The following is a 19,546-nucleotide window of genomic DNA, read 5'->3' as shown; positions in this document are numbered from 1 at the left end:
GTCGGCCCGGGCTGCCGGGCCGGACCGTGCCCCAGTCGGCAGTCGGCAGTCGGCAGTCGGCAGTCGGCGGTCGGCAGAGTCGGCAGTCGGGCCGTGCACGTGCCGTGGCGGGCAGCCAGGCCGGGCCGTCCGCGCCGCTGCGGCGGCAGCTTCGCGGGCGCGGAGAAGGGCTCTCCGGGCGGGAAGCCGGCCAGGGCCCCGCTTCCCGCGGTCCGGGCGGCGGGGTTACCCCCTGGCCCCGGGCGGGAAGCCCGTCAGGCCGGACCGCCCCGCGGCAGGCAGCCGGGCCCTGTCGACCGTGCCGTTGCGCCGCAGTCGGGGCCGGACCGGCCCCGCCCCCTGTTCCCTACGCCGCGCGGATCTCGTGTTCCGGCTGGGGCGGCGTGATGTGGGCGCACGGGCGCGGTTGGCGCGTCGGGCGGCGGCGGGGGAAGAGGCGGGGGAGCGCGACGTTCACGAAGCCCTCTGCCTGCATCGCGGCGAAGCCGATGCGCGGGAGGTCGCGGGTGTTGCGGAAGACCACGAAGCGCGGCTCCCATCGGGGCTGGAACTTCGCGTTGAACTTGTACAGCGACTCGATCTGGAACCACCGGGACAAGAACACCAGCAGGCCGCGCCACATCCGCAGGACCGGCCCCGCGCCGATCTTCTCGCCGCGGGCGAGTGCCGAGCGGAACATCGCGAAGTTGAGCGAGACCCGCTCGATCTTCAGCCCCGGCGACGCCTGCAGCGAGGCGACGATCAGCAGTTCGTTCATGCCCGGGTCGGCCGAGCGGTCGCGCCGCATCAGTTCCAGGGACATGCCGTCCGTACCCCACGGGACGAAGTGGATGATCGCCTTCAGGTCGCCGTAGGGGGACTCCGCGTCCTGCTTGTGGGCCGTGGCGATCACCGCGTCGCCGTCGGCCGGGTCGCCTATCCGGCCCAGCGCCATCGAGAAGCCCCGCTCCGTGTCGGTGCCGCGCCAGTCCGTCGCGGCCAGCCGGATCTGCTCCAGCTCCTCGTCGGAGATGTCACGAGCGCGCCGCACCCGGGTCTCGTAGCCATTGCGCTCGATGCGCTTCACCATCTGGCGTACGTTGCGCATCGCGCGCCCGGTGAGGGAGAAATCCGCGACATCCACCACCGCCTCGTCACCGAGTTCCAGCGCGTCCAGCCCCGTCTCCCGGGTCCAGACCTCGCCGCCGGTCTCCGAACAGCCCATCACCGCCGGGGTCCAGGAGTGTGCCTTCGCCTCGTCCATGAAGCGCTCGATCGCGCCCGGCCAGGCCTCGACGTCGCCTATCGGGTCACCGCTGGCGAGCATCACGCCGGAGACGACGCGGTAGCAGACCGCCGCCTTGCCGCTGGGCGAGAAGACGACGCCCTTGTCGCGGCGGAGTGCGAAGTGACCCAGCGAGTCGCGGCTGCCGTGCCTGGCCAGCAGGTCGCGCAGTCGGCGCTCGTCGTCCTCGGTGAGGCGCGCGGCCGGGTGCTCCGGCCGGAAGGCGAAGTAGATCGTGGTGACGGCGGTCAGCAGGCCGAGCGCGCCGAGGGAGTACCCGACGGTCCAGGAGACCCTGCCGGCGTAGTCGACTGGGCCTTCGAAGCCGAAGAGCCCGTACAGGACGTGCTCCAGGCGGTCCGTCAGACTCGGGCTGCCGACCACCTTGCCCGGGTGCGCGCTGACGATGATCAGGCCGAGGCCCAGCGAACCGGCGCCCATGAGGATGAAGTTGGCGAGCGCCTTCCACCGGCTGCGTGGATCGGGCAGCGCCGCGAACTCACTCCTGTGGCGCACCAGCAGCGTCAGAAGCACCAGCGAGAGCAGTACACCGATGACCGAGTGCCGATAGACGAACTGCCCCACGGCCCCGGCGGGCAGCAGAATCACCGCGGCCCGCCAGGCCCGGCGCTTGTGGCGCTTGAGCCCGTGGGCGAGCAGCAGCAGCAGTACGCCCGCGCTCAGCGAGAGCGCCGCGGCGAACGGCCCGGTTGCCCCCGGCAGCACCTCGGCGAGGGAGTGCATGCGGCTGTGCCGGAAGCGGGGAAAGACCCCGGCGGCGATGTCGATCAGGCCGACGAGTGTGCAGGCCGTGCCGACCAGCGAAGGGACCACTTCCGGGCGGGGGCCGCGCAGCACGCGACGTACCCAATCCGGAACCAATCCTGATTTGTCCTCATCTACCGTTACAGACATCGCTTCCCGTGGCTCCGCGAGAGATCCTGTGTCCGTGAGCCGCAGAACAGTGAGCTCCGGACGATTTGCGCTCTCTAGGACGGGACTTCCGGGGGGCGGGTTCACTCATTCACAGGAAATTCTCAAGGAAGAAAGCTCACGCGACTCATGGGTCTGACCAGTAACAAAGTTCTGGCCTTGGCCATCCTCGTGGCCCTGCTGCTGTTCGCAGCCACGATCTGGCTCTGGCCGCGGCTCGCCCGCCGCGGCTGGCGCGCCATGTCCGGGAGGATCGGGCTGCTGCTGGTGACCCAGCTCGCGCTCTTCGCCGCGGTCGGCCTCGCGGCCAACAACTCCTTCCTCTTCTACGGCTCCTGGTCCGACCTCTTCGGTCAGAAGCAGGACCTCGGTGTGGTCGTGGACCACTCGGCCGGCGGAAAACGGATCAAGGTCGTCGAGAAGCAGAAGCTGGATGTGCCGGGCGGCTCGCGGCCCGCGACGGGCGGTCAGATTCAGAAGGTCGTCATCGCGGGTGAGAAGTCGAAGATAGACAGCCCGGCGTATGTCTATCTGCCGCCGGAGTATTTCCAGCCGAAATACGCGAAGAGTACATTTCCGGCTGCTCTCGTGCTGACCGGATACCCGGGGACCGCGGAGAATCTGCTCAAGGGACTGAAGTACCCCAGGACGGCGTATCAGCAGGCCAAGGCCGGCAGGATGCAGCCGATGATCCTGGTCATGCTGCGACCGACCGTCGCGCCGCCGCGGGACACCGAATGCGTGGACATACCGGGCGGGCCGAAGGCCGAGACCTTCTTCGCCAAGGATCTGCCGAAGGCGGTCTCGGCGACCTACCGGGTGGGGACCAAGCCCCAGAACTGGGGCTTCATCGGGAATTCGACCGGCGGCTACTGCGCGCTGAAGATCGCGCTGCACCACCCGGAGCAGTTCGCGGCCAGCGCGGGCCTCTCCGCGTACTACAAGGCCGCCGACGACCCCACCACCGGTGATCTCTTCCACGGCAACAAGAAGGAGAAGAACCGGGCCAACCTGCTGTGGAGTCTGGACCACCTGCCGCAGGGGAAGTCGTCCTTCCTGGTGACCACTTCCAAGGAGGGCGAGGGAAACCTCAAGCCGACCCTGCAGTTCATCGACAAGGTGAAGTCGCCCGCGCGCGTCTCGTCGATCACGCTCGACAGCGGCGGGCACAACTTCAACACATGGCGGCGCGAGATCCCGCCGGCCCTGGAGTGGATCAGCGGCAGGCTCAGCGCTTCGTGAACTGTGCTTCGGAGCGAACTGTGCTTCGTGAACTTCGCTTCGTGAACTACGTAGCCGACTTGACCGTTTCGATCGTCTCCAGCGCGACCGCGGTACGGGGGATGTCCTGCTTGTCCGCGTCGATCGAGCGGCGCAGCGCCTCGTGCAGCCGGGCCGGTGTGAGGACCCCGAGGAATCGCCCGGTCTCCTCCTTGTCGATCACCGCGATCCAGCCCGCGTCGTGCTGGAGCATGGTGGCGAAGGCCTGCTTGAGGGAGGCGCCGACGGGCAGCCAGGCCTCCATCCGGCGGGCGTGTTCGCGCACGGAGCCGGGCTGCCGCGCCTGCTCTGCGGAGATCCAGCCGTGCAGATTGTCCTCGTTGTCCAGCACGACGGCCCAGCGGGAGCCGAGCTCCCGAGGCAGCGGGTCGTCGAGATGGACGACGGGCGGCTGCTCCAGATCGCCCTCCTCGATGGGCGTGACGGACAGCCGCTTGAGGCCGCGGTCCGCGCCGACGAAGTCCGCGACGTACGGCGTCGCGGGGGCGCCGAGGACCGCGGCCGGGGCGTCGAACTGCTCGATCCGACCCTGTCCGTAGACGGCGATACGGTCGCCGAGGCGGACGGCCTCCTCGATGTCATGGGTGACGAAGAGCACGGTCTTCTTGACCTGGGACTGGAGCCTGAGGAACTCGTTCTGCAGATGCTCGCGCACCACCGGGTCGACCGCGCCGAACGGCTCGTCCATCAGCAGCACGGGCGGGTCCGCCGCCAGCGCCCGGGCCACGCCGACGCGCTGGCGCTGGCCGCCGGAGAGCTGCTCGGGGTAGCGGTCGCCGTACGTCTTGGGGTCCAGGCCCACCAGGTCGAGGAGCTCGGCGGCGCGCTCACGGCCCTTGCCGCGCTGCCAGCCGAGGAGATGGGGCACGGTCGCCGTGTTCTCCAGGACCGTTTTGTGCGGGAAAAGGCCGACCTGCTGGATCACGTAGCCGATACGGCGGCGCAGCTGGACGGGGTCGATGGCGGATATGTCGGCCCCGTCGAGGAATATCCGGCCGCTACTCGGCTCGATAAGACGGTTGACCATCTTCATGGTCGTGGTCTTGCCGCAGCCGGACGGTCCGACGAGCGTGACCAGCTCGCCCTCGGCGACCTCGAACGACAGGTCGTCGACCGCTGTCGTCCCGTCCGGGTACCGCTTGGTGACGTGCTCGAAACGGATCATGGTTCCCCATTGTGGCGGGTGTTGTGTGAAAGCCATGTTGCTGCAATGTGGCGGCCCTCGGCGATTGTCAGTGCTCAGGGATATGGTCGCCAGACATACATACGTTCGGTACTGCTGGGGAGGTGGGGATGGGTGAGTACGCAGTTTGTGGCGCAAAGCTGCCTGGCGGCCAATGACTGGATCTGCGGGGAGTACGTCCGCACCCGCAGCCAGGAGCTGACCGATGCGACAGTCCAGCATGTCTGGATCACGGTGGTGTCCGTCCTGATCGGCCTTGCCGTGGCCTTTCCGCTGGCGCTGCTCGCCCGCGCCGAGCCGCGGTTCGCGGGCCCGGTGCTGGGGTTCACGACCCTGCTCTACACAATTCCGTCGCTGGCGATGTTCTCGCTGCTGCTGCCGGTCTTCGGCCTTTCGGCGGCGCTGGTGGTGACCGGCCTGGTGCTCTATTCGCTCACCATTCTCGTACGGAACATCATGGCGGGCCTCGACGCGGTGCCCGACGAGGCGCGGGAAGCCGCGCGCGGTATGGGGTACGGAGCGGGGCGGCTGCTCTGGGAGGTCGAGCTGCCGCTCGCGCTGCCCGCGTTGATGGCGGGCCTGCGGATAGCGACCGTCTCGACGATCGCGCTGACGACCGTCGGCGCGCTGGTCGGCAAGGGCGGTCTGGGCAATCTCATCGACGACGGGGTGCAGACCACCTTCAAGGCGCAGGTGCTGACCGCGTCCGTGCTCTGTGTGCTGCTGGCGGCGGTGGCGGATGTGCTGCTGCTCGGACTCCAGCGGCTGCTGACGCCCTGGACCCGAATACGCACCGTGAAGCCGTCCGTGAAGCCGTCCGTGAAGCCGTCGGTGGAGCGCACGGCGAAGGTGAAGGTGACGGGCTGATGGGGGTAGTGGCCGACGCGTGGACGTGGCTGACCACCGGCTCCAACTGGTCGGGGGAGAGCGGCGCCTGGCACCGTCTTGGCGAGCATGTGTACGTCAGCGGGATCGCCCTCGCGCTGGCCTGCGCGATCGCCCTGCCGGTCGCGCTGTGGCTGGGGCATCTGGGCCGGGGCGGCGCGCTCGCGGTCAATATCTCCAACGCCGGACGGGCGATCCCTGTCTTCGCGGTCCTCGCCCTCTTCATGCTCACGCCGCTGCGCAGCGCCGGCTATGTGCCGACGATCATCGCCCTGGTGCTGTTCGCGGTCCCGCCGCTGCTGACCAACGCCTATGTCGGCATGCGTGAGGTGGACCGGGCGGTGGTGGAGGCCGCGCGGGGGATGGGGATGTCGGGCGGCCAGCTCTTCTTGCGGGTCGAACTGCCCCTCGCCTACCCGCTGCTCATGACCGGGCTGCGGTCGGCCGCCGTCCAGGTGGTGGCCACGGCCACGATCGCCTCGATGGTCGGCCAGGGCGGCCTGGGCCGGATCATCACCGCGGGATTCAACACGTACAACACCCCGCAGGTGGTGGCGGGCGCGCTCCTCGCGGCGCTGCTCGCGCTGCTCGTGGAGGGGGCGCTGGTGGCGGCCGACCGGCTGTTGAGCCCCCTTCGTAAGACCGTGTGACAACACTTGGACGGAGAACCTGATGATCAAGACCTCGCGCATCGCGGGTGCGGTACTCGGTGTGGTGGCCCTGACGGGTTCTCTCGCCGCATGCGGCGGCGACAGCCTGGAGAAGGAGAAGGGCGGCTCGGTATCGGGCGATGGGACGGGCAAGAAGGGCGCGCTCGTCGTCGGCGCCGCGTCCTTCACTGAGTCCAAGGTGCTCGCCGAGCTGTACGCGCAGCTCCTGGCCGACGCCGGATACAAGACGTCGGTCACCACGGTGAAGAACCGTGAGCTGTACGAACCCTCCCTGGAGAAGGGCGAGATCGACGTCGTACCGGAATACGCCGCGACGATCGCCGAATTCCTCAACGCGAAGGTGAACGGGCCGAAGGCGCCCGACGAGAAGCCGGTGGCGTCCGGCGACGTCGACGCCACCGTCGCCGCTCTCACCAAGCTCGCCGAGCCGCGCGGACTGAAGGTGCTGCCGGCCGGCGCGGCCGTCGACCAGAACGCCTTCGCGGTGAGCAAGGAATTCGCCGAGAAGAACAACCTCAAGACACTTTCCGATCTCGGCAGGTCGAAGCTCAAGGTGAAGATCGCGGCGGGCGACGAGTGCGAGGTGCGGCCGTTCTGCGCGCCCGGTCTGAAGAAGACGTACGGCATTGACGTCACGGGCATCGACCCCAAGGGAGTCGGCACCCCGCAGTCCAAGCAGGCGGTCAAGGACGGCGCCGACCAGCTGGTGCTGACCACGACCACCGACGCGGTGCTGGACGGCCTGGTCTTCCTGGAGGACGACAAGAAGCTCCAGAACGCCGACAACGTCCTGCCGGTGGTCAATGCGAAGGACGCGGGATCGAAGGAGATTGCCGACGTCCTCGACAAGCTCACCAAGGCGCTGACCACCGAGGATCTCGCGGAGTTGAACCGCAAGGTGGACGCCGAGCGCGCGAAGCCCGAGGACGCGGCGAAGGCATATCTCGAGTCGAAGGGCCTGCTCAAGAAGTAGCGGCGGTGCGGCCCGGCGTTCTTTCAATGAGAGATTTGCCGGGCCGAGACCCCATTCGGCGTCTACGCACGGTAAATTTCAGGCCATGCCACGTGGACGCCACCGCCATTCCCCGCCCCTTCACAGGCTGCTGCCGCCTTTGGCGGTCGCCGGAGCGTCGGTGCTGTGCGCCGCCGGCGCGTGGTTTCTGGCGGAGCCAGTCGTGCTCCGCTCGCTGGTCACTGCCGCGACGGCCGCCGCCGTCACCGGCGCGGTCCTGATGCGAAGTTGGGACCGGGCCGCCGGGCGCCGGGTCGCTGAGCTCACGCGCGCTCGCGCGAGCGACCAGTGGAAGACCGAGGAGCGCATAGCCGAACTCGAGACGGACGTCGAGGAGTCGCGCGAGCTGCGCGCCAAGCTCGACGCGAAACTCCGGGCAAAGCGGGTCGAACTGGCCGCGCTGCGCAGTGAGCACGCCGCGCTGCTGCGGCGGTACGCGACCGCCGAGACCGAGCGGGCCGGGGTGCTCGAGGACCGCCGCCAGCTCGCGCTGGAAGCGGCATCCCCGGTCAAGGCGCTGCCCCCGGCGGGGACCACGCCCACCCCGGCGACGTATCTGCGCGCCAACAAGGCACTGGATGACCTGTCGCGCAACGCCGCCGCGCAGGAGGCGAAACGTACCGTCGAGGAGGCCCGAGCCCGCGATCTGGCCGAGCGGGCCCGTGAGGCGGACGAGTCGCAGGGGAAGCACGCGGCGGTCGCCGGGGGAGAGCAGCACACCCGCCCGTCGTCCGCCGTCCCCGCTCGTCGTCCCGTCCCGGCGGCGGCAGCGATCGTTCCGTACGGTCCGCAGCGCCGTCGGCCCAAGCGCCCCGAGGGCGGCTTCGACTTCTTCGGCACGGGCGGGGACGCCGCTCCGGGTCCCGGTGCGCAAAAGGCCATAGAGGCCGTGCAGAACGAGGACCTCGCGGACGTGGTGGGCGAGGAGCTGGCCTCGCAACGTACGGCGGACTCGCGCGCGGTCGGCAAGGTCATCGACCTGACCGCACACGACGAGACGGAGCAGGTGGACGTGACGGAGCTGCGCGACGCGGTGAGCTGACGACGGACCCGGCTGACGGACCCGGCTGACGGTCCGGGTGCTACTTCGTCCGAGTGCTGCTTCGCCCGAGTACTACTTGTCGATGTCGCCGACGACGAAGAACAGCGAGCCCAGGATCGCCACCATGTCCGCGACCAGCGTCCCCGGCAGCAGCACCGTCAGCGCCTGGATGTTGTTGTACGACGCCGAGCGGAGCTTCAGCCGGTAAGGCGTCTTCTCGCCCTTGGAGACCAGGTAGTAGCCGTTGATTCCGAGCGGGTTCTCTGTCCAGGCGTAGGTGTGGCCCTCGGGCGCCTTCAGCACCTTCGGCAGCCGCTGGTTGATCGGCCCCGGCGCGAGCTCGGCGATCCGGTCCAGGCACGCGTCCGCCAGTTCCAGCGCGTTGTGGGTCTGGTCGAGCAGCACCTCGAAGCGGGCCAGGCAGTCGCCCTCCGCCCGCGTGACGACCTTGAGGGTGTCCTGCAGCTCCCCGTACGCCAGATACGGCTCGTCGCGCCGCAGATCGAAGTCGACGCCGGACGCGCGGGCGATGGGGCCGCTCACTCCGTACGCGTGCACCGCCTGCGCCGACAGGACGCCCACGCCGCGCGTACGGCCGCGGAAGATCTCATTGCCGAGGACCAGCCGGTCGTACACGTCCATCCGCGAGCGGAGGGCGGCGACGGCTTCGCGGGCCCGGCCGAGCCAGCCCGCCGGGAGGTCCTCCTTGAGGCCGCCGACACGGTTGAACATGTAGTGCATCCGGCCGCCGGAGACCTCCTCCATGACGTGCTGGAGGTCCTCTCGTTCACGGAAGGCGTGGAAGATCGGGGTGATTCCGCCCAGTTCAAGGGGGTACGACCCGAGGAACATCAGGTGGTTGAGGACGCGGTTCAGCTCGGCGAGGAGCGTACGGGTCCAGACCGCGCGTTCCGGGACCTCCATGCCGAGCATCCGCTCGACGGCCATCACGACGCCGAGCTCGTTGGAGAAGGCGGAGAGCCAGTCGTGGCGGTTGGCCAGCATCACGATCTGGCGGTAGTCGCGCGCCTCGAAGAGCTTCTCGGCGCCGCGGTGCATATAGCCGATGACCGGCTCGGCCTGCTGGATCCGCTCCCCGTCGAGTACGAGGCGGAGGCGGAGGACGCCGTGGGTGGAGGGATGCTGGGGGCCGATGTTGAGCACCATGTCGGTGCTTTCCGCCGCGCCGCCGATGCCGACCGTGGTCTCCGTCATGGCGCCAGTATCCCCCGGGCGGGGCGCGGCCGGGGATCCGCCCCAGACCCCGGTCCTCAATCCCCGGACGGGCTTGAAGATTGCGCCGGGCCGCCCACCCGCTGCACCAGCCAGCCGAAATCGCCCAGGCCGCCCCGCGCCCTCAGCTCCGCCGCCTCGCCCGCCGAGGCCAGCGCGCGGACGTACGCCGCGGGGTCGGACGTCGCCAGCGACAGCGGGGGCCGCCCGCCCGTGATGCCCAGGCGAGCCAGGGCATCCCGCTGGGGCAGCAACTCCGCGCCCGGCAGCGCACACGCGTCCAGCGCCACATGGGAGGTGATGTCGCAGCTGCCGTCCGGGACGGGAGGAACCTCGCGGCCCGCCCGGAAGCCGGTCAGTGTGCCGAAGAGCGGCCGGGCGTCCCGTACATGCGCGTAGTCGGCCGCGACCGCCAGACCGGCCTCCAGCGTGCCCACCGCCGCCGACCATGCCTCGTCGCGCGGGCGGCCGATCTCCGCCCGCGTGCCCGGCTCCGTCAGCGGCCACCAGCGGGCCAGCCAGTCCGCGTCCGCGCCGCCCACGGGGGAGCCGAGGCGCTCCGTGCCGTCCGGGCGTACGAGGACGTAGCGCGCCACCCCGTCCGGATCCACCTCGGCGACGTCAACCGGGACATTGTCCAGCCACTCGTTGGCGAAGAGGAGGCCGCTCACGCCCGCGGGGGGCTCGGCGGCCCACTCGATACGGGGGTCGAGGCCGGCGGGGCGGGCGGCACGTTCGACGGCGTACGCCCGGACCGGGAAGCCGGACGGGAGCACCGCCAGCACGCCCGTCAGGAGCTCCCCGCGGCCCGCGCCGATGTCGACAAGCGCCACCTCGTCGAGATCCGCTCCTTCCGCCGCGGTGAGGAGGAGACGCGCGACCGCCGCGGCGAAGAGGGGCGAGGCGTGCACGGACGTACGGAAGTGCCCGGCCGGTCCCTCGGGCTTCAGATAGAAGCCGTCGGGCCCGTACAGCGCGGCCTGGGTCGCTTCCCGCCAGCCGCGCCACTTACACGTCTCACCCGTTGCGTCATCCATCACGCGACCAAGTCTCCACCTTGGGGAGTACGCTTCCGCCGTCCGGATCGCTCCTCCGGTTGACCCTTGCACCTATCTGCTTTCCCTACGCTGGGTTACGTGCAGCTCCTCTATGACTTCATCCGCAGACACCCGACGGGCGTCGACACCTTCTGGGCTGTCGTGCTCTTCGGGTTCTCAATGCTGTGGGTGATCACAGCTGCCCCCGTCGGGGTCGAGCCCCGGACAGCGGCTGCTGTGATCGTTCTCCTGCTGAGTCTGGTCGTGGCCCTGCGCCGCCGTATGCCGGAGAGGATGCTGGTCCTCGCCGCCGTACTGGGAGTCGCCCAGCTCGCACTGGACGTCGAGGTCAACCCGGCCGACTTCGCGATGCTGGTGATCATCTACACCCTCGCCGCGCACGACGGCTCGCGCTGGGCGTCCCGGCTGGCGCTCGTCGGCGGGCTGTCCGCGGCGCCGTTGGCGCAGGTGCGCTGGCCGATGGAGGACACCGGCGCCGGCGGCAAGATCTTCTTCACGATCGTCATGAGCGCGACCTTCGCCCTCGCCTGGGTGCTCGGCGACTCGATACGGACCAGGCGCGCGTACTTCGCCCAGCTCGAGGAGCGCGCGACCCGGCTGGAGAGGGAGCGCGAGGCGCAGTCGAAGGTCGCGGTCGCGGCCGAGCGCGCCAGGATCGCCCGCGAGCTGCACGATGTCGTCGCGCACAACGTCTCGGTGATGGTGGTGCAGGCGGACGGCGCCGCGTACGTCATGGACGCCGCGCCCGACCAGGCCAAGCAGGCGCTGGAGACCATCTCGACCACCGGCCGCCAGGCGCTCGCGGAGATGCGCAGGCTGCTCGGCGTGCTGCGCACCGGCGATGCCAAGGAGAGCGGTGAGTACGTCCCGCAGCCCGATGTGCGGCAGATCGAGGACCTGGTCGAGCAGGTGCGCTGCGCGGGTCTGACCGTGGACTTCAAGATCGAGGGCACGCCGCGGGCCCTGCCGAGCGGCGTCGAGCTCACCGCGTACCGCATCGTCCAGGAGGCGCTGACCAACTCCCGTAAGCACGGCGGCCCGGAAGTCGGCGCCAGCGTACGGCTGGTCTACTTCGACGACGGCCTCGGCCTGCTGGTGGAGGACGACGGGCGCGGCGCGGCACACGAGATGTACGAGGACGGCGGCGCCGACGGCCGGGGCCACGGGCTCATCGGCATGCGCGAGCGCGTCGGTATGGTCGGCGGCACGCTGGACGCCGGGCCGCGGCCCGGCGGCGGCTTCCGGATCAGCGCACTGCTTCCCCTCAAGCCCGCCCACTAGAGCCCCCGCCCACTTGAGCCCCGCCCACTAGAGATCCCGCCCACTTGAGCCCCCCGTCCACTAGAGACCGAGGACCCTGCTGACATGTCCATCCGTGTGATGCTCGTCGACGATCAGGTGCTGCTTCGCACCGGATTCCGCATGGTGCTCGCAGCCCAACCGGACATGGAGGTCGTCGCCGAGGCGGGCGACGGCGCGGAGGCGATCGAGAACCTCCGCTCCACGGCCGTGGATGTGGTGCTGATGGACGTCCGTATGCCGAGGCTGGACGGCGTCGAGGCGACCCGCCGGATCTGCGCGGAGCCGGACGCGCCGAAGGTGCTGATACTGACCACCTTCGACCTGGACGAGTACGCCTTCTCCGGGCTGAAGGCGGGCGCCAGCGGCTTCATGCTCAAGGATGTGCCGCCCGGCGAACTGCTCGGCGCGATCCGCTCGGTGCACAGCGGCGACGCGGTCGTCGCGCCGTCCACGACGCGGCGGCTGCTCGACCGGTTCGCACCGTTGCTGCCGAGCAGCGGCAAGGAGCCGCGGCACAAGGAGATCGAGAAGCTCACCGAGCGGGAGCGCGAGGTGATGCTGCTGGTCGCGCAGGGGCTGTCGAACGGCGAGATCGCGGGCCGTCTGGTGCTCTCGGAAGCCACGGTCAAGACGCATGTGGGCCGCATCCTCACCAAGCTGGGCCTGCGGGACCGGGTGCAGGTGGTGGTGCTGGCGTACGAGACGGGACTGGTGCGGGCGGGCGGGGCCGGCTGATCAGTCTTCCCGGGGGACGAGGTCCAGTGGGTCTTCCCGGAGGACGAGGTCCAGCAGCCCGGGGAAGCGCGCGTCGAACTCCGTACGCCGCAGCCGGTTGACCCGCTTCGGCCCTATGTCGCGCTGCTCGACGAGTCCGGCGGCGCGCAGCACCGAGAAGTGGTGGCTGATGGCCGCCTTCCGTACGGGCACGTCGAAGGATCCGCAGGTGCGCGTCCAGTCCTCGGAGACGCCCAGTTCGCGGACGAGTCGCATGCGTACGGGGTCGGCAAGGGCGTCGAGCGCGGTCAGGAGCGGGACGTCGGCGGGGTGGGTGTGCTCGGGGGCGGGCCGGTGGCTGCTCATGTCGCGTGTGTTCCTCCTTGCTGAGTGTTCGATGGCGGTCATACACTTCGAGTGTTCGCTCTCCATTGAACACCCTAGGCTTTCACGACGGAGGAGTTCGGCATGCGCGCGATCCAGGCGACGGAGTACGGCGGCCCCGAGGTGCTGCGGCTGGTCGAGACGGATGCGCCGGAACCCGGGCCCGGTGAGGTGGCGATCGATGTCGCGTATGCCGGGGTGAACTTCGCGGAGATCAAGGCCAGGCGCAGCGGCTATAGGGCATCAAGTCTCCCCTTGCGTCCGGGACTTGAGGTCGCGGGCCGCGTCCGGGCGCTCGGTGCGGGCGTCACGGAGCCGGCCATCGGCCAGGAGGTCGCCGCGTTCACGACCCAGGGCGGCTACGCCGAGGTCGCGCTCGCCCCCGCCGCCACCGTCTTCCCCATTCCGGCCGGGCTCGCGCTGCGCACCGCGGCCACCCTGCCGACCGTGCTGCCCACCGCGCATGCACTGGTCCATGAGATGGGGCGGCTGCGTGCGGGCGAGAGCGTGCTGGTGCGGGGCGCGGCGGGCGGAGTCGGCACAGTGGTGGGCCAGTTGGCGAAGCGGGTGGGCAAGGGCGCGGTCTACGGAGTGTTGTCGTCCGCCGCCAAGGCCGACTTCGCTCTCGAGCACGGCTACGACCAGGTCTTCGTCGGCGACGACTGGGCGCGGCAGCTGGCCGATGTCACCGGCCGGCGTGGGGTCGACCTGCTGCTCGACCCGATCGGCGGCGAGCAGCTGCGCCGGAGCCTGGACTCGCTCGCGCCGTTCGGCCGGGCGGTGTCCTTCGGCAACTCGAGCGACGAGGCGCCTTGGCAGTTCGGCGCGGCCGAACTCGGGCCCGGTGCAAGGTCGGTGGCCTTCTTCTCGATCCTGACGCTGGCGGAGACGGCGCCGGACGCGCTGCGCGCGCTGTCGGAGCGGGCGTTCCGGCTGGTCGCCGACGGGGAGGTGGAGCTTCCCGTGACCGCCGAACTGCCGCTCGCCGAGGCGGCGGAGGCACACCGGCTGATCGAGAGCCGTACGACGACGGGCAAGCTGCTGCTCCGCGTCCAGGGTTAACGCAGCACGGTCTCCAGAAAATCACTCCCCAGCCGGGCGACGGCGGTGACGTCGAGCTGGTGCAGTACGTACCGGCCGCGCCGCCGCGTGGAGATCAGCCCGGCCTTCTTCAGCACGGCGAGATGGCGGGAGACCTCGGGCGCGGTGATCCCGTACGCGTCCGCCAGCTCGCTCGTCGTGAACGGGGCACGGGCGAGGTTGCGGCACAGGCGCATGCGCATGGGGTGGGCCAGCGCCTCCATCCGCAGCTTCAGCAGCTCGACGGGGGCGGGGCCGGCAGTGCGGGCGAGCCGACTGGGTAGTGGATCACCGGCCGGTGGGCCGGCACCGGTGGGCGGCCCGCCCGCGCACCGGTGGGTCCCCCCGCGCCGCGAAGCCGGCGCTCTCGGGGGTGTGGGGGCGTCAGCCCCCACGTTCCCCTCCCCCCAGGGGGCTGGGGAGCATCCCCAGTTTCGGGAAGGGGCGGGGTGGGGGAGCTACCCCACCCGCCGCACAAACTCCGCCGCCGCCTTCCTCACGTCCTCCCCCGTCCACTCCAGCCCCTCCGCCCCCACCGTCACCTCCGTGACCGCGATCCCCGGCGGGCAGCCCTCCGTGAACCACCTGCGGAACAGCGTCACTCCCGTCTCCTCAGACTGGCCGAGCGCCGCCACATTCAGCGCGTCCGCCTCCGACGCCAGCCAGACCTGGAACTGGTGCGTGTGCGGCTCTTCCGGGTGGATGCGGAACCACGGGACGCCCGCCTCCGCGAAGCCCTCCCGCAGCGCCGCTGCCACGACCTTCGCGTGGGCGACGTACGACGGCAGCCGTGGCAGCTCCCGTTCCAGGCCCAGCAGCGCCGACAGGGCCGCGGGGTACTGCTGGAAGATCTGGCCGCCGTAGCGATGGCGCCAGGCAATGGCTTCGTCGACCAGCTCCGGCGGGCCCGCGAGCACCGCGCCCGAAATCGCGTCCAGGGACTTGTAGAAGGACACGTACACGCTGTCCGCCAGCGACGCGATCTCGTCCAGCGCGCGGCCGAAGTGCGGGGCGCACTCCCACAGGCGCGCGCCGTCGAAGTGCACCACTGCATCGCGTGAGCGCGCCGCCTCCACGACCGCCACCAGCTCGTCCCACGTCGGCAGGACGAAACCCGCGTCCCGCAGCGGCAGTTCCAGCATCAGCGCCCCGAAGGGCTCGTCGAAGTCGTGTACCTCGTCGGCCGTCGGCAGCCGCGGCGCGCTCGTCGGGTGGACCGTACGCAGCCCGCTCACCACCCCGACCGCACCCCGCTCGTGCAGCTCCGGATGCGCCATCGGATGCAGCGCGACCGTCGCGTTCCCGGTACGCCCCGCCCAGCACCGCAGCGCCACCTGCTGCGCCATCGTCCCGGTCGGGAAGAACGCCGCGGCCGGGAAGCCGAGCAGCTCCGCCACCCGCCGCTCCAACTCGGCGACGACCCCGTTGCCGTACACATCGGTCCACTCGTCGAGGTCGTAGACCGCCCCCGCGTCCGCCGCAAGCGCCGTCAGCCGCTCCCCGACGCGGCGGTCCGCCGAGGCCCGCCACAGCACCCGGTGCGAGGCCCGCCACGCGGCGAGCCTGCGCCGCCGCTCGTCCTGCTCGCCCACTTCAGCCTCTTCAGCTTCAGCCATGCCCCGATCATCGCCCACGCCGCCGCCCACAGGCTGTGGACAACCGCAAGGGTGCGAGTGGCGCTGGCGTAGCATGACGAGAAATCGTCCGGTACCCCCCGCGGACTGGAACGGAAGGCCCCGCCGCGTGAATGCCACAGCACCACAGGAACCGCTCGACCCGCGGGACCGCCCAGCCCGCCTCACCGTGGGCGTCGTCGGAGCAGGCCGTGTCGGCCCGGCCCTCGCGGCATCGCTTCAGCTGGCGGGACACCGGCCGGTCGCCGTCTCCGGCGTCTCGGACGCGTCCGTACGACGGGCGGCCGTCCTGCTCCCCGACGTACCCCTGGTGACCCCCGCAGAGGTCCTCGCCCGCGCCGAACTGGTGCTGCTGACCGTCCCGGACGATGCGCTGCCTGCGCTGGTCGACGGACTCGTTGAGACCGGTGCGGTACGTCCCGGGCAACTGCTTGTGCACACCTCCGGTCGGTACGGCGCGAAGGTGCTGGATCCCGCCATGCGGGCCGGCGCGCTGCCGCTCGCGCTGCACCCGGTGATGACGTTCACGGGGACGAGCGTGGACGTCCAGCGGCTGGCGGGCTGCTCGTTCGGAGTGACGGCCCCCGAGGAACTGCGGCTGGCCGCCGAGGCGCTGGTCATCGAGATGGGCGGCGAGCCCGAGTGGATCGAGGAGGAGGCCCGCCCGCTCTACCACGCGGCTCTCGCCCTCGGCGCGAACTACCTGGTCACGCTGGTCGCGCAGGCGATGGAGCTGCTGCGTACGGCAGGGGTCGGCGCCCCTGACCGGATGCTCGGCCCGCTGCTCGGCGCGGCCCTCGACAACGCTCTGCGCTCCGGCGACGCGGCCCTCACAGGACCCGTCGCCCGCGGCGATGCCGGCACCGTCGCCGCCCATGTCGCGGAGCTGCGCAAGCACGCCCCCGGCATGGTCGCCGGTTATCTGGCGATGGCGCGCACCACCGCCGACCGGGCTCTCGCGCACGGCCTGCTCAAACCGGAGATGGCGGAGGATCTGCTGGGCGTCCTCGCGGACGGTGACCCCCGATGAGCCGCAGTTTCGAACTCGTACCGACGCGCGAGGCGCTTCAGTACGCCCTCGACCACCGCGCCGCCCCCGGCCGCACCGCCGTCGTGATGACCATGGGCGCGCTCCACGAGGGGCACGCCTCCCTGATCCGCGCCGCCCGGGCGGAGGTCGGGCCCGAAGGCTTCGTGACGGTCACGGTCTTCGTCAACCCGCTGCAGTTCGGCGCGGGCGAGGACCTGGACCGTTATCCCCGTACCCTCGAAGCCGATCTCAAGACGGCCGAACAGGCGGGCGCGGACGTGGTGTTCGCACCGTCCGCCGACGAGGTCTACCCCGGCGGCGAGCCGCAGGTCAGGATCGCCGCGGGCCCGATGGCCGAGCGCCTTGAAGGGGCTTCGCGACCCGGCCACTTCGACGGCATGCTCACCGTCGTCGCCAAGCTCCTCCACCTCACCCGCCCGGATGTCGCCCTCTTCGGCCAGAAGGACGCGCAGCAGCTCGCCCTGATCCGCCGTATGGTCCGCGATCTGAACTTCCCGGTCGAGATCGTCGGTGTGCCGACCGTCCGCGAGAGCGACGGCCTCGCGCTGTCCAGCCGCAACCGCTACCTGTCGGCGGCGGAGCGGCGCACCGCGCTCGCCCTGTCCGGCGCGCTGTTCGCGGCCCACGACCGGCTCGCCGCCCAGCAGGCGCTGCACGCCCGCGCCGAGGCCACCCCCGGCACGCACGCCCGCGCCGCCGCGCTCTCCGCGATCGGCGAGGCGCGCGCCGCGGCCGACGCACACGCGGTGGCCCAGGCGGGACCGGGCGGCGCCGACGGCGTACGGGCAGCGGCCCGCGCCGTCCTCGACGAGGCGGCGCAGGCTGTGCCGCCCCTCGTCCTCGACTATCTGGCCCTGGTCGACCCGGCCACCTTCGCCGAGGTCCCCGACGACCACACCGGCGAGGCGATCCTCGCGGTGGCCGCGAAGGTCGGCGCGACGCGCCTGATCGACAACATCCCCCTGACCTTCGGGCCCCCGGTCTTCGGGCCCCCGGTCTTCGAACCGCCGCCCCTCGGATCTCAGCCCGCCGAATCGCCGCCCCTCGAATCGCCGACGCCCGACTCCCCGACGCCCGACCATCCCCCGACCCTCGAACCCCCGACCTTCGGAGCCGCCAAGTGACCGGAATACGGCTGACCGCCCCCGCTCCCGGCTGGGCCATCGACGCCGACGTCGTCGTGGTCGGCTCCGGCGTCGCAGGCCTCACCGCCGCACTGCGCTGCGCGGCGACCGGGCTGAGCACGGTCGTGGTCACCAAAGCCCGTCTGGACGACGGCTCCACGCGCTGGGCGCAGGGCGGCATCGCCGCGGCGCTCGGCGACGGCGACACCCCCGAGCAGCACTTGGACGACACCCTCGTCGCGGGCGCGGGCCTGTGCGACGAGGAGGCGGTACGCACCCTGGTCACCGAGGGCCCCGACGCCGTACGCCGGCTGATCGCCACCGGTGCGCACTTCGACACCTCCGAGGCCGGCGAGATCGAGCTCACCCGCGAGGGCGGCCACCACCGCCGCCGTATCGCGCACGCGGGCGGCGACGCGACGGGGGCCGAGATCTCCCGCGCCCTGGTCGAGGCGGTCCGCGAGGCCGGTCTGCGCACCATCGAGAACGCCCTGGTCCTGGACCTGCTGACGGACGCCGAAGGCCGTACGGCAGGCATCACCCTCCATGTCATGGGCGAAGGCCAGCACGACGGCGTCGGCGCGGTCCACGCCCCCACCGTCGTGCTCGCCACCGGCGGCATGGGCCAGGTCTTCTCCGCCACCACCAACCCCGCCGTCTCCACGGGCGACGGCGTCGCGCTCGCGCTGCGCGCCGGAGCGGAGGTCTCCGACCTCGAATTCGTGCAGTTCCACCCGACGGTGCTCTTCCTCGGCGCGGACTCCGAGGGCCAGCAGCCGCTGGTCTCCGAGGCGGTACGGGGAGAGGGCGCCCATCTCGTCGACGCATCCGGCACCCGCTTCATGCTCGGTCAGCACGAGCTGGCCGAGCTCGCCCCCCGCGACATCGTCGCCAAGGGCATCATGCGCCGCATGCAGGAACAGGGCGCGGCGCACATGTACCTCGACGCCCGCCACTTCGGCGCCGAGATGTGGGAGCAGCGCTTCCCCACGATCCTGGCGGCCTGCCGCACCCACGGCATAGACCCGGTCACCGAGCCCATCCCGGTCGCCCCGGCCGCCCACTACGCCTCCGGCGGCGTCCGCACGGACCTGCGCGGCCGCACGACCGTGCCCGGGCTCTACGCCTGTGGCGAGGTCGCCTGCACTGGCGTCCACGGCGCGAACCGGCTGGCCTCCAACTCCCTTCTGGAGGGCCTGGTCTTCGCGGAGCGCATAGCGGCCGACATCGCCTCCCGCGCCCCGCTCCTGGCCGGTGCGGCCGCCGAGCCCCCCACCCCGTCCGTACTTCCGCTCATCGCCCCCGAGGCGCGAGCCGACATCCAGCGGATCATGTCGCAGGGCGCCGGTGTGCTCCGCTCGGCCAGTAGCCTGGCCGACGCGGCGGCCGCGCTGGACGCGGTCCACCGCAACGCCGTGCACGACCAGGAGGGTTCGGGCAAGACGGCCGAGCCCGGCGTCGAGTCCTGGGAGACGTCGAACCTCCTGTGCGTTGCCCGCGTGCTGACCACCGCGGCCCTTGAGCGCGAGGAGACCCGCGGCTGCCACTGGCGCGAGGACCGACCCGAGCGCGACGACGCCGACTGGCGCCGCCATCTCGTCGTACGTCTCGCTCCCGACCGGAGCCTCGTCGTCCGCCGCACCGAGAACACCGCTTTCGCCCCGACCGTCCCCGACGCCCCCAGGGAGCCGTAAC

Annotated in this window: 17 protein-coding genes and 1 pseudogene; 11 read left to right on the top strand and 7 right to left on the bottom strand. The window is 71.1% G+C overall.

Going from position 1 to position 19,546, the window contains the following annotated elements; genetic code table 11:
* Positions 1-346: 346 nt before the first annotated feature.
* Complete coding sequence (locus QFZ67_RS16790) at positions 347-2,179, bottom strand: phosphatidylglycerol lysyltransferase domain-containing protein (RefSeq protein ID WP_307661899.1); 1,833 nt, start codon at positions 2,177-2,179, stop codon at positions 347-349.
* 147 nt (positions 2,180-2,326) lie between these two features.
* Here QFZ67_RS16790 and QFZ67_RS16785 point away from each other — a divergent pair, with 147 nt between their 5' ends.
* Positions 2,327-3,439 (top strand): esterase family protein, encoded by a 1,113-nt coding sequence (locus QFZ67_RS16785; protein WP_307661898.1) that lies wholly within the window; start codon positions 2,327-2,329, stop codon positions 3,437-3,439.
* A 46-nt stretch (positions 3,440-3,485) separates the two neighbouring features.
* Here the strand turns inward: QFZ67_RS16785 and QFZ67_RS16780 are convergent, their stop codons facing one another.
* The gene (locus tag QFZ67_RS16780; protein ID WP_307661897.1) at positions 3,486-4,643 is read right to left on the bottom strand and encodes an ABC transporter ATP-binding protein; all 1,158 of its coding nucleotides are present in this window, start codon (positions 4,641-4,643) and stop codon (positions 3,486-3,488) included.
* Positions 4,644-4,775: 132 nt separating this feature from the next.
* Here QFZ67_RS16780 and QFZ67_RS16775 point away from each other — a divergent pair, with 132 nt between their 5' ends.
* The 4 genes from QFZ67_RS16775 to QFZ67_RS16760 all read left to right on the top strand — a co-directional run bounded on the left by QFZ67_RS16775 (position 4,776) and on the right by QFZ67_RS16760 (position 8,271).
* Positions 4,776-5,528 carry an ABC transporter permease gene (locus QFZ67_RS16775; protein ID WP_307661896.1) on the top strand — a complete coding sequence of 251 codons (753 nt, stop codon included), beginning with the start codon at positions 4,776-4,778 and terminating at the stop codon, positions 5,526-5,528.
* Positions 5,528-6,196, top strand: coding sequence for an ABC transporter permease (locus tag QFZ67_RS16770; RefSeq protein WP_307661895.1), 669 nt, complete (start codon positions 5,528-5,530; stop codon positions 6,194-6,196). The genes QFZ67_RS16775 and QFZ67_RS16770 overlap by 1 nt, the downstream gene beginning before the upstream one ends.
* Positions 6,197-6,218: 22 nt before the next feature.
* The gene (locus QFZ67_RS16765) at positions 6,219-7,190 is read left to right on the top strand and encodes an ABC transporter substrate-binding protein (protein WP_307661894.1); all 972 of its coding nucleotides are present in this window, start codon (positions 6,219-6,221) and stop codon (positions 7,188-7,190) included.
* Between the two features lie 85 nt (positions 7,191-7,275).
* On the top strand, positions 7,276-8,271 hold the full coding sequence (locus QFZ67_RS16760) for a hypothetical protein (RefSeq protein ID WP_307661893.1): 996 nt from the start codon (positions 7,276-7,278) through the stop codon (positions 8,269-8,271).
* A gap of 72 nt (positions 8,272-8,343) precedes the next feature.
* Here the strand turns inward: QFZ67_RS16760 and QFZ67_RS16755 are convergent, their stop codons facing one another.
* Together QFZ67_RS16755 and QFZ67_RS16750 are read right to left on the bottom strand one after the other, a co-directional pair.
* A complete protein-coding gene (locus QFZ67_RS16755; protein ID WP_307661892.1) occupies positions 8,344-9,486 on the bottom strand; it encodes an NADH-quinone oxidoreductase subunit D in 1,143 nt (380 codons plus the stop codon).
* A 56-nt stretch (positions 9,487-9,542) separates the two neighbouring features.
* Positions 9,543-10,541: an SAM-dependent methyltransferase gene (locus tag QFZ67_RS16750; RefSeq protein ID WP_307665869.1), complete on the bottom strand. Its 999-nt coding sequence runs from the start codon at positions 10,539-10,541 to the stop codon at positions 9,543-9,545.
* 99 nt (positions 10,542-10,640) lie between these two features.
* Here QFZ67_RS16750 and QFZ67_RS16745 point away from each other — a divergent pair, with 99 nt between their 5' ends.
* A complete protein-coding gene (locus QFZ67_RS16745; RefSeq protein WP_307661891.1) occupies positions 10,641-11,843 on the top strand; it encodes a sensor histidine kinase in 1,203 nt (400 codons plus the stop codon).
* 84 nt (positions 11,844-11,927) lie between these two features.
* Positions 11,928-12,599, top strand: coding sequence for a response regulator transcription factor (locus QFZ67_RS16740; protein WP_307661890.1), 672 nt, complete (start codon positions 11,928-11,930; stop codon positions 12,597-12,599).
* Here QFZ67_RS16740 and QFZ67_RS16735 read toward each other — a convergent pair whose 3' ends face one another.
* Complete coding sequence (locus tag QFZ67_RS16735) at positions 12,600-12,944, bottom strand: helix-turn-helix transcriptional regulator (RefSeq protein WP_307661889.1); 345 nt, start codon at positions 12,942-12,944, stop codon at positions 12,600-12,602.
* A gap of 102 nt (positions 12,945-13,046) precedes the next feature.
* Between QFZ67_RS16735 and QFZ67_RS16730 the strand changes: the two genes are divergently transcribed.
* Complete coding sequence (locus QFZ67_RS16730) at positions 13,047-14,024, top strand: zinc-binding dehydrogenase (RefSeq protein ID WP_307661888.1); 978 nt, start codon at positions 13,047-13,049, stop codon at positions 14,022-14,024.
* On the opposite strand, the pseudogene QFZ67_RS16725 reads toward QFZ67_RS16730, so the two are convergent.
* Positions 14,021-14,349: pseudogene (locus tag QFZ67_RS16725) on the bottom strand (ArsR/SmtB family transcription factor); the annotation flags it as partial. The gene QFZ67_RS16730 and the pseudogene QFZ67_RS16725 overlap by 4 nt on opposite strands.
* Positions 14,350-14,500: 151 nt before the next feature.
* On the bottom strand, positions 14,501-15,658 hold the full coding sequence (locus QFZ67_RS16720) for a low specificity L-threonine aldolase (protein WP_307661887.1): 1,158 nt from the start codon (positions 15,656-15,658) through the stop codon (positions 14,501-14,503).
* Positions 15,659-15,785: 127 nt separating this feature from the next.
* Between QFZ67_RS16720 and QFZ67_RS16715 the strand changes: the two genes are divergently transcribed.
* From QFZ67_RS16715 to QFZ67_RS16705, 3 genes are read left to right on the top strand one after another with little or no spacing between them, the layout of a single operon-like run.
* The gene (locus QFZ67_RS16715; protein WP_307661886.1) at positions 15,786-16,706 is read left to right on the top strand and encodes a Rossmann-like and DUF2520 domain-containing protein; all 921 of its coding nucleotides are present in this window, start codon (positions 15,786-15,788) and stop codon (positions 16,704-16,706) included.
* Positions 16,703-17,851: a pantoate--beta-alanine ligase gene (gene panC, locus QFZ67_RS16710; RefSeq protein WP_307661885.1), complete on the top strand. Its 1,149-nt coding sequence runs from the start codon at positions 16,703-16,705 to the stop codon at positions 17,849-17,851. The genes QFZ67_RS16715 and panC overlap by 4 nt, the downstream gene beginning before the upstream one ends.
* Complete coding sequence (locus tag QFZ67_RS16705; RefSeq protein ID WP_307661884.1) at positions 17,848-19,545, top strand: L-aspartate oxidase; 1,698 nt, start codon at positions 17,848-17,850, stop codon at positions 19,543-19,545. The genes panC and QFZ67_RS16705 overlap by 4 nt, the downstream gene beginning before the upstream one ends.
* Position 19,546: the final 1 nt, after the last annotated feature.

Origin of the sequence: Streptomyces sp. V1I1, from assembly GCF_030817355.1 — a bacterium.
In the GTDB taxonomy this organism is placed as follows: Bacteria; Actinomycetota; Actinomycetes; order Streptomycetales; family Streptomycetaceae; genus Streptomyces.
Note: the sequence above shows the minus strand (reverse complement) of the source record. Positions and strands in the feature narration are given on the sequence as shown.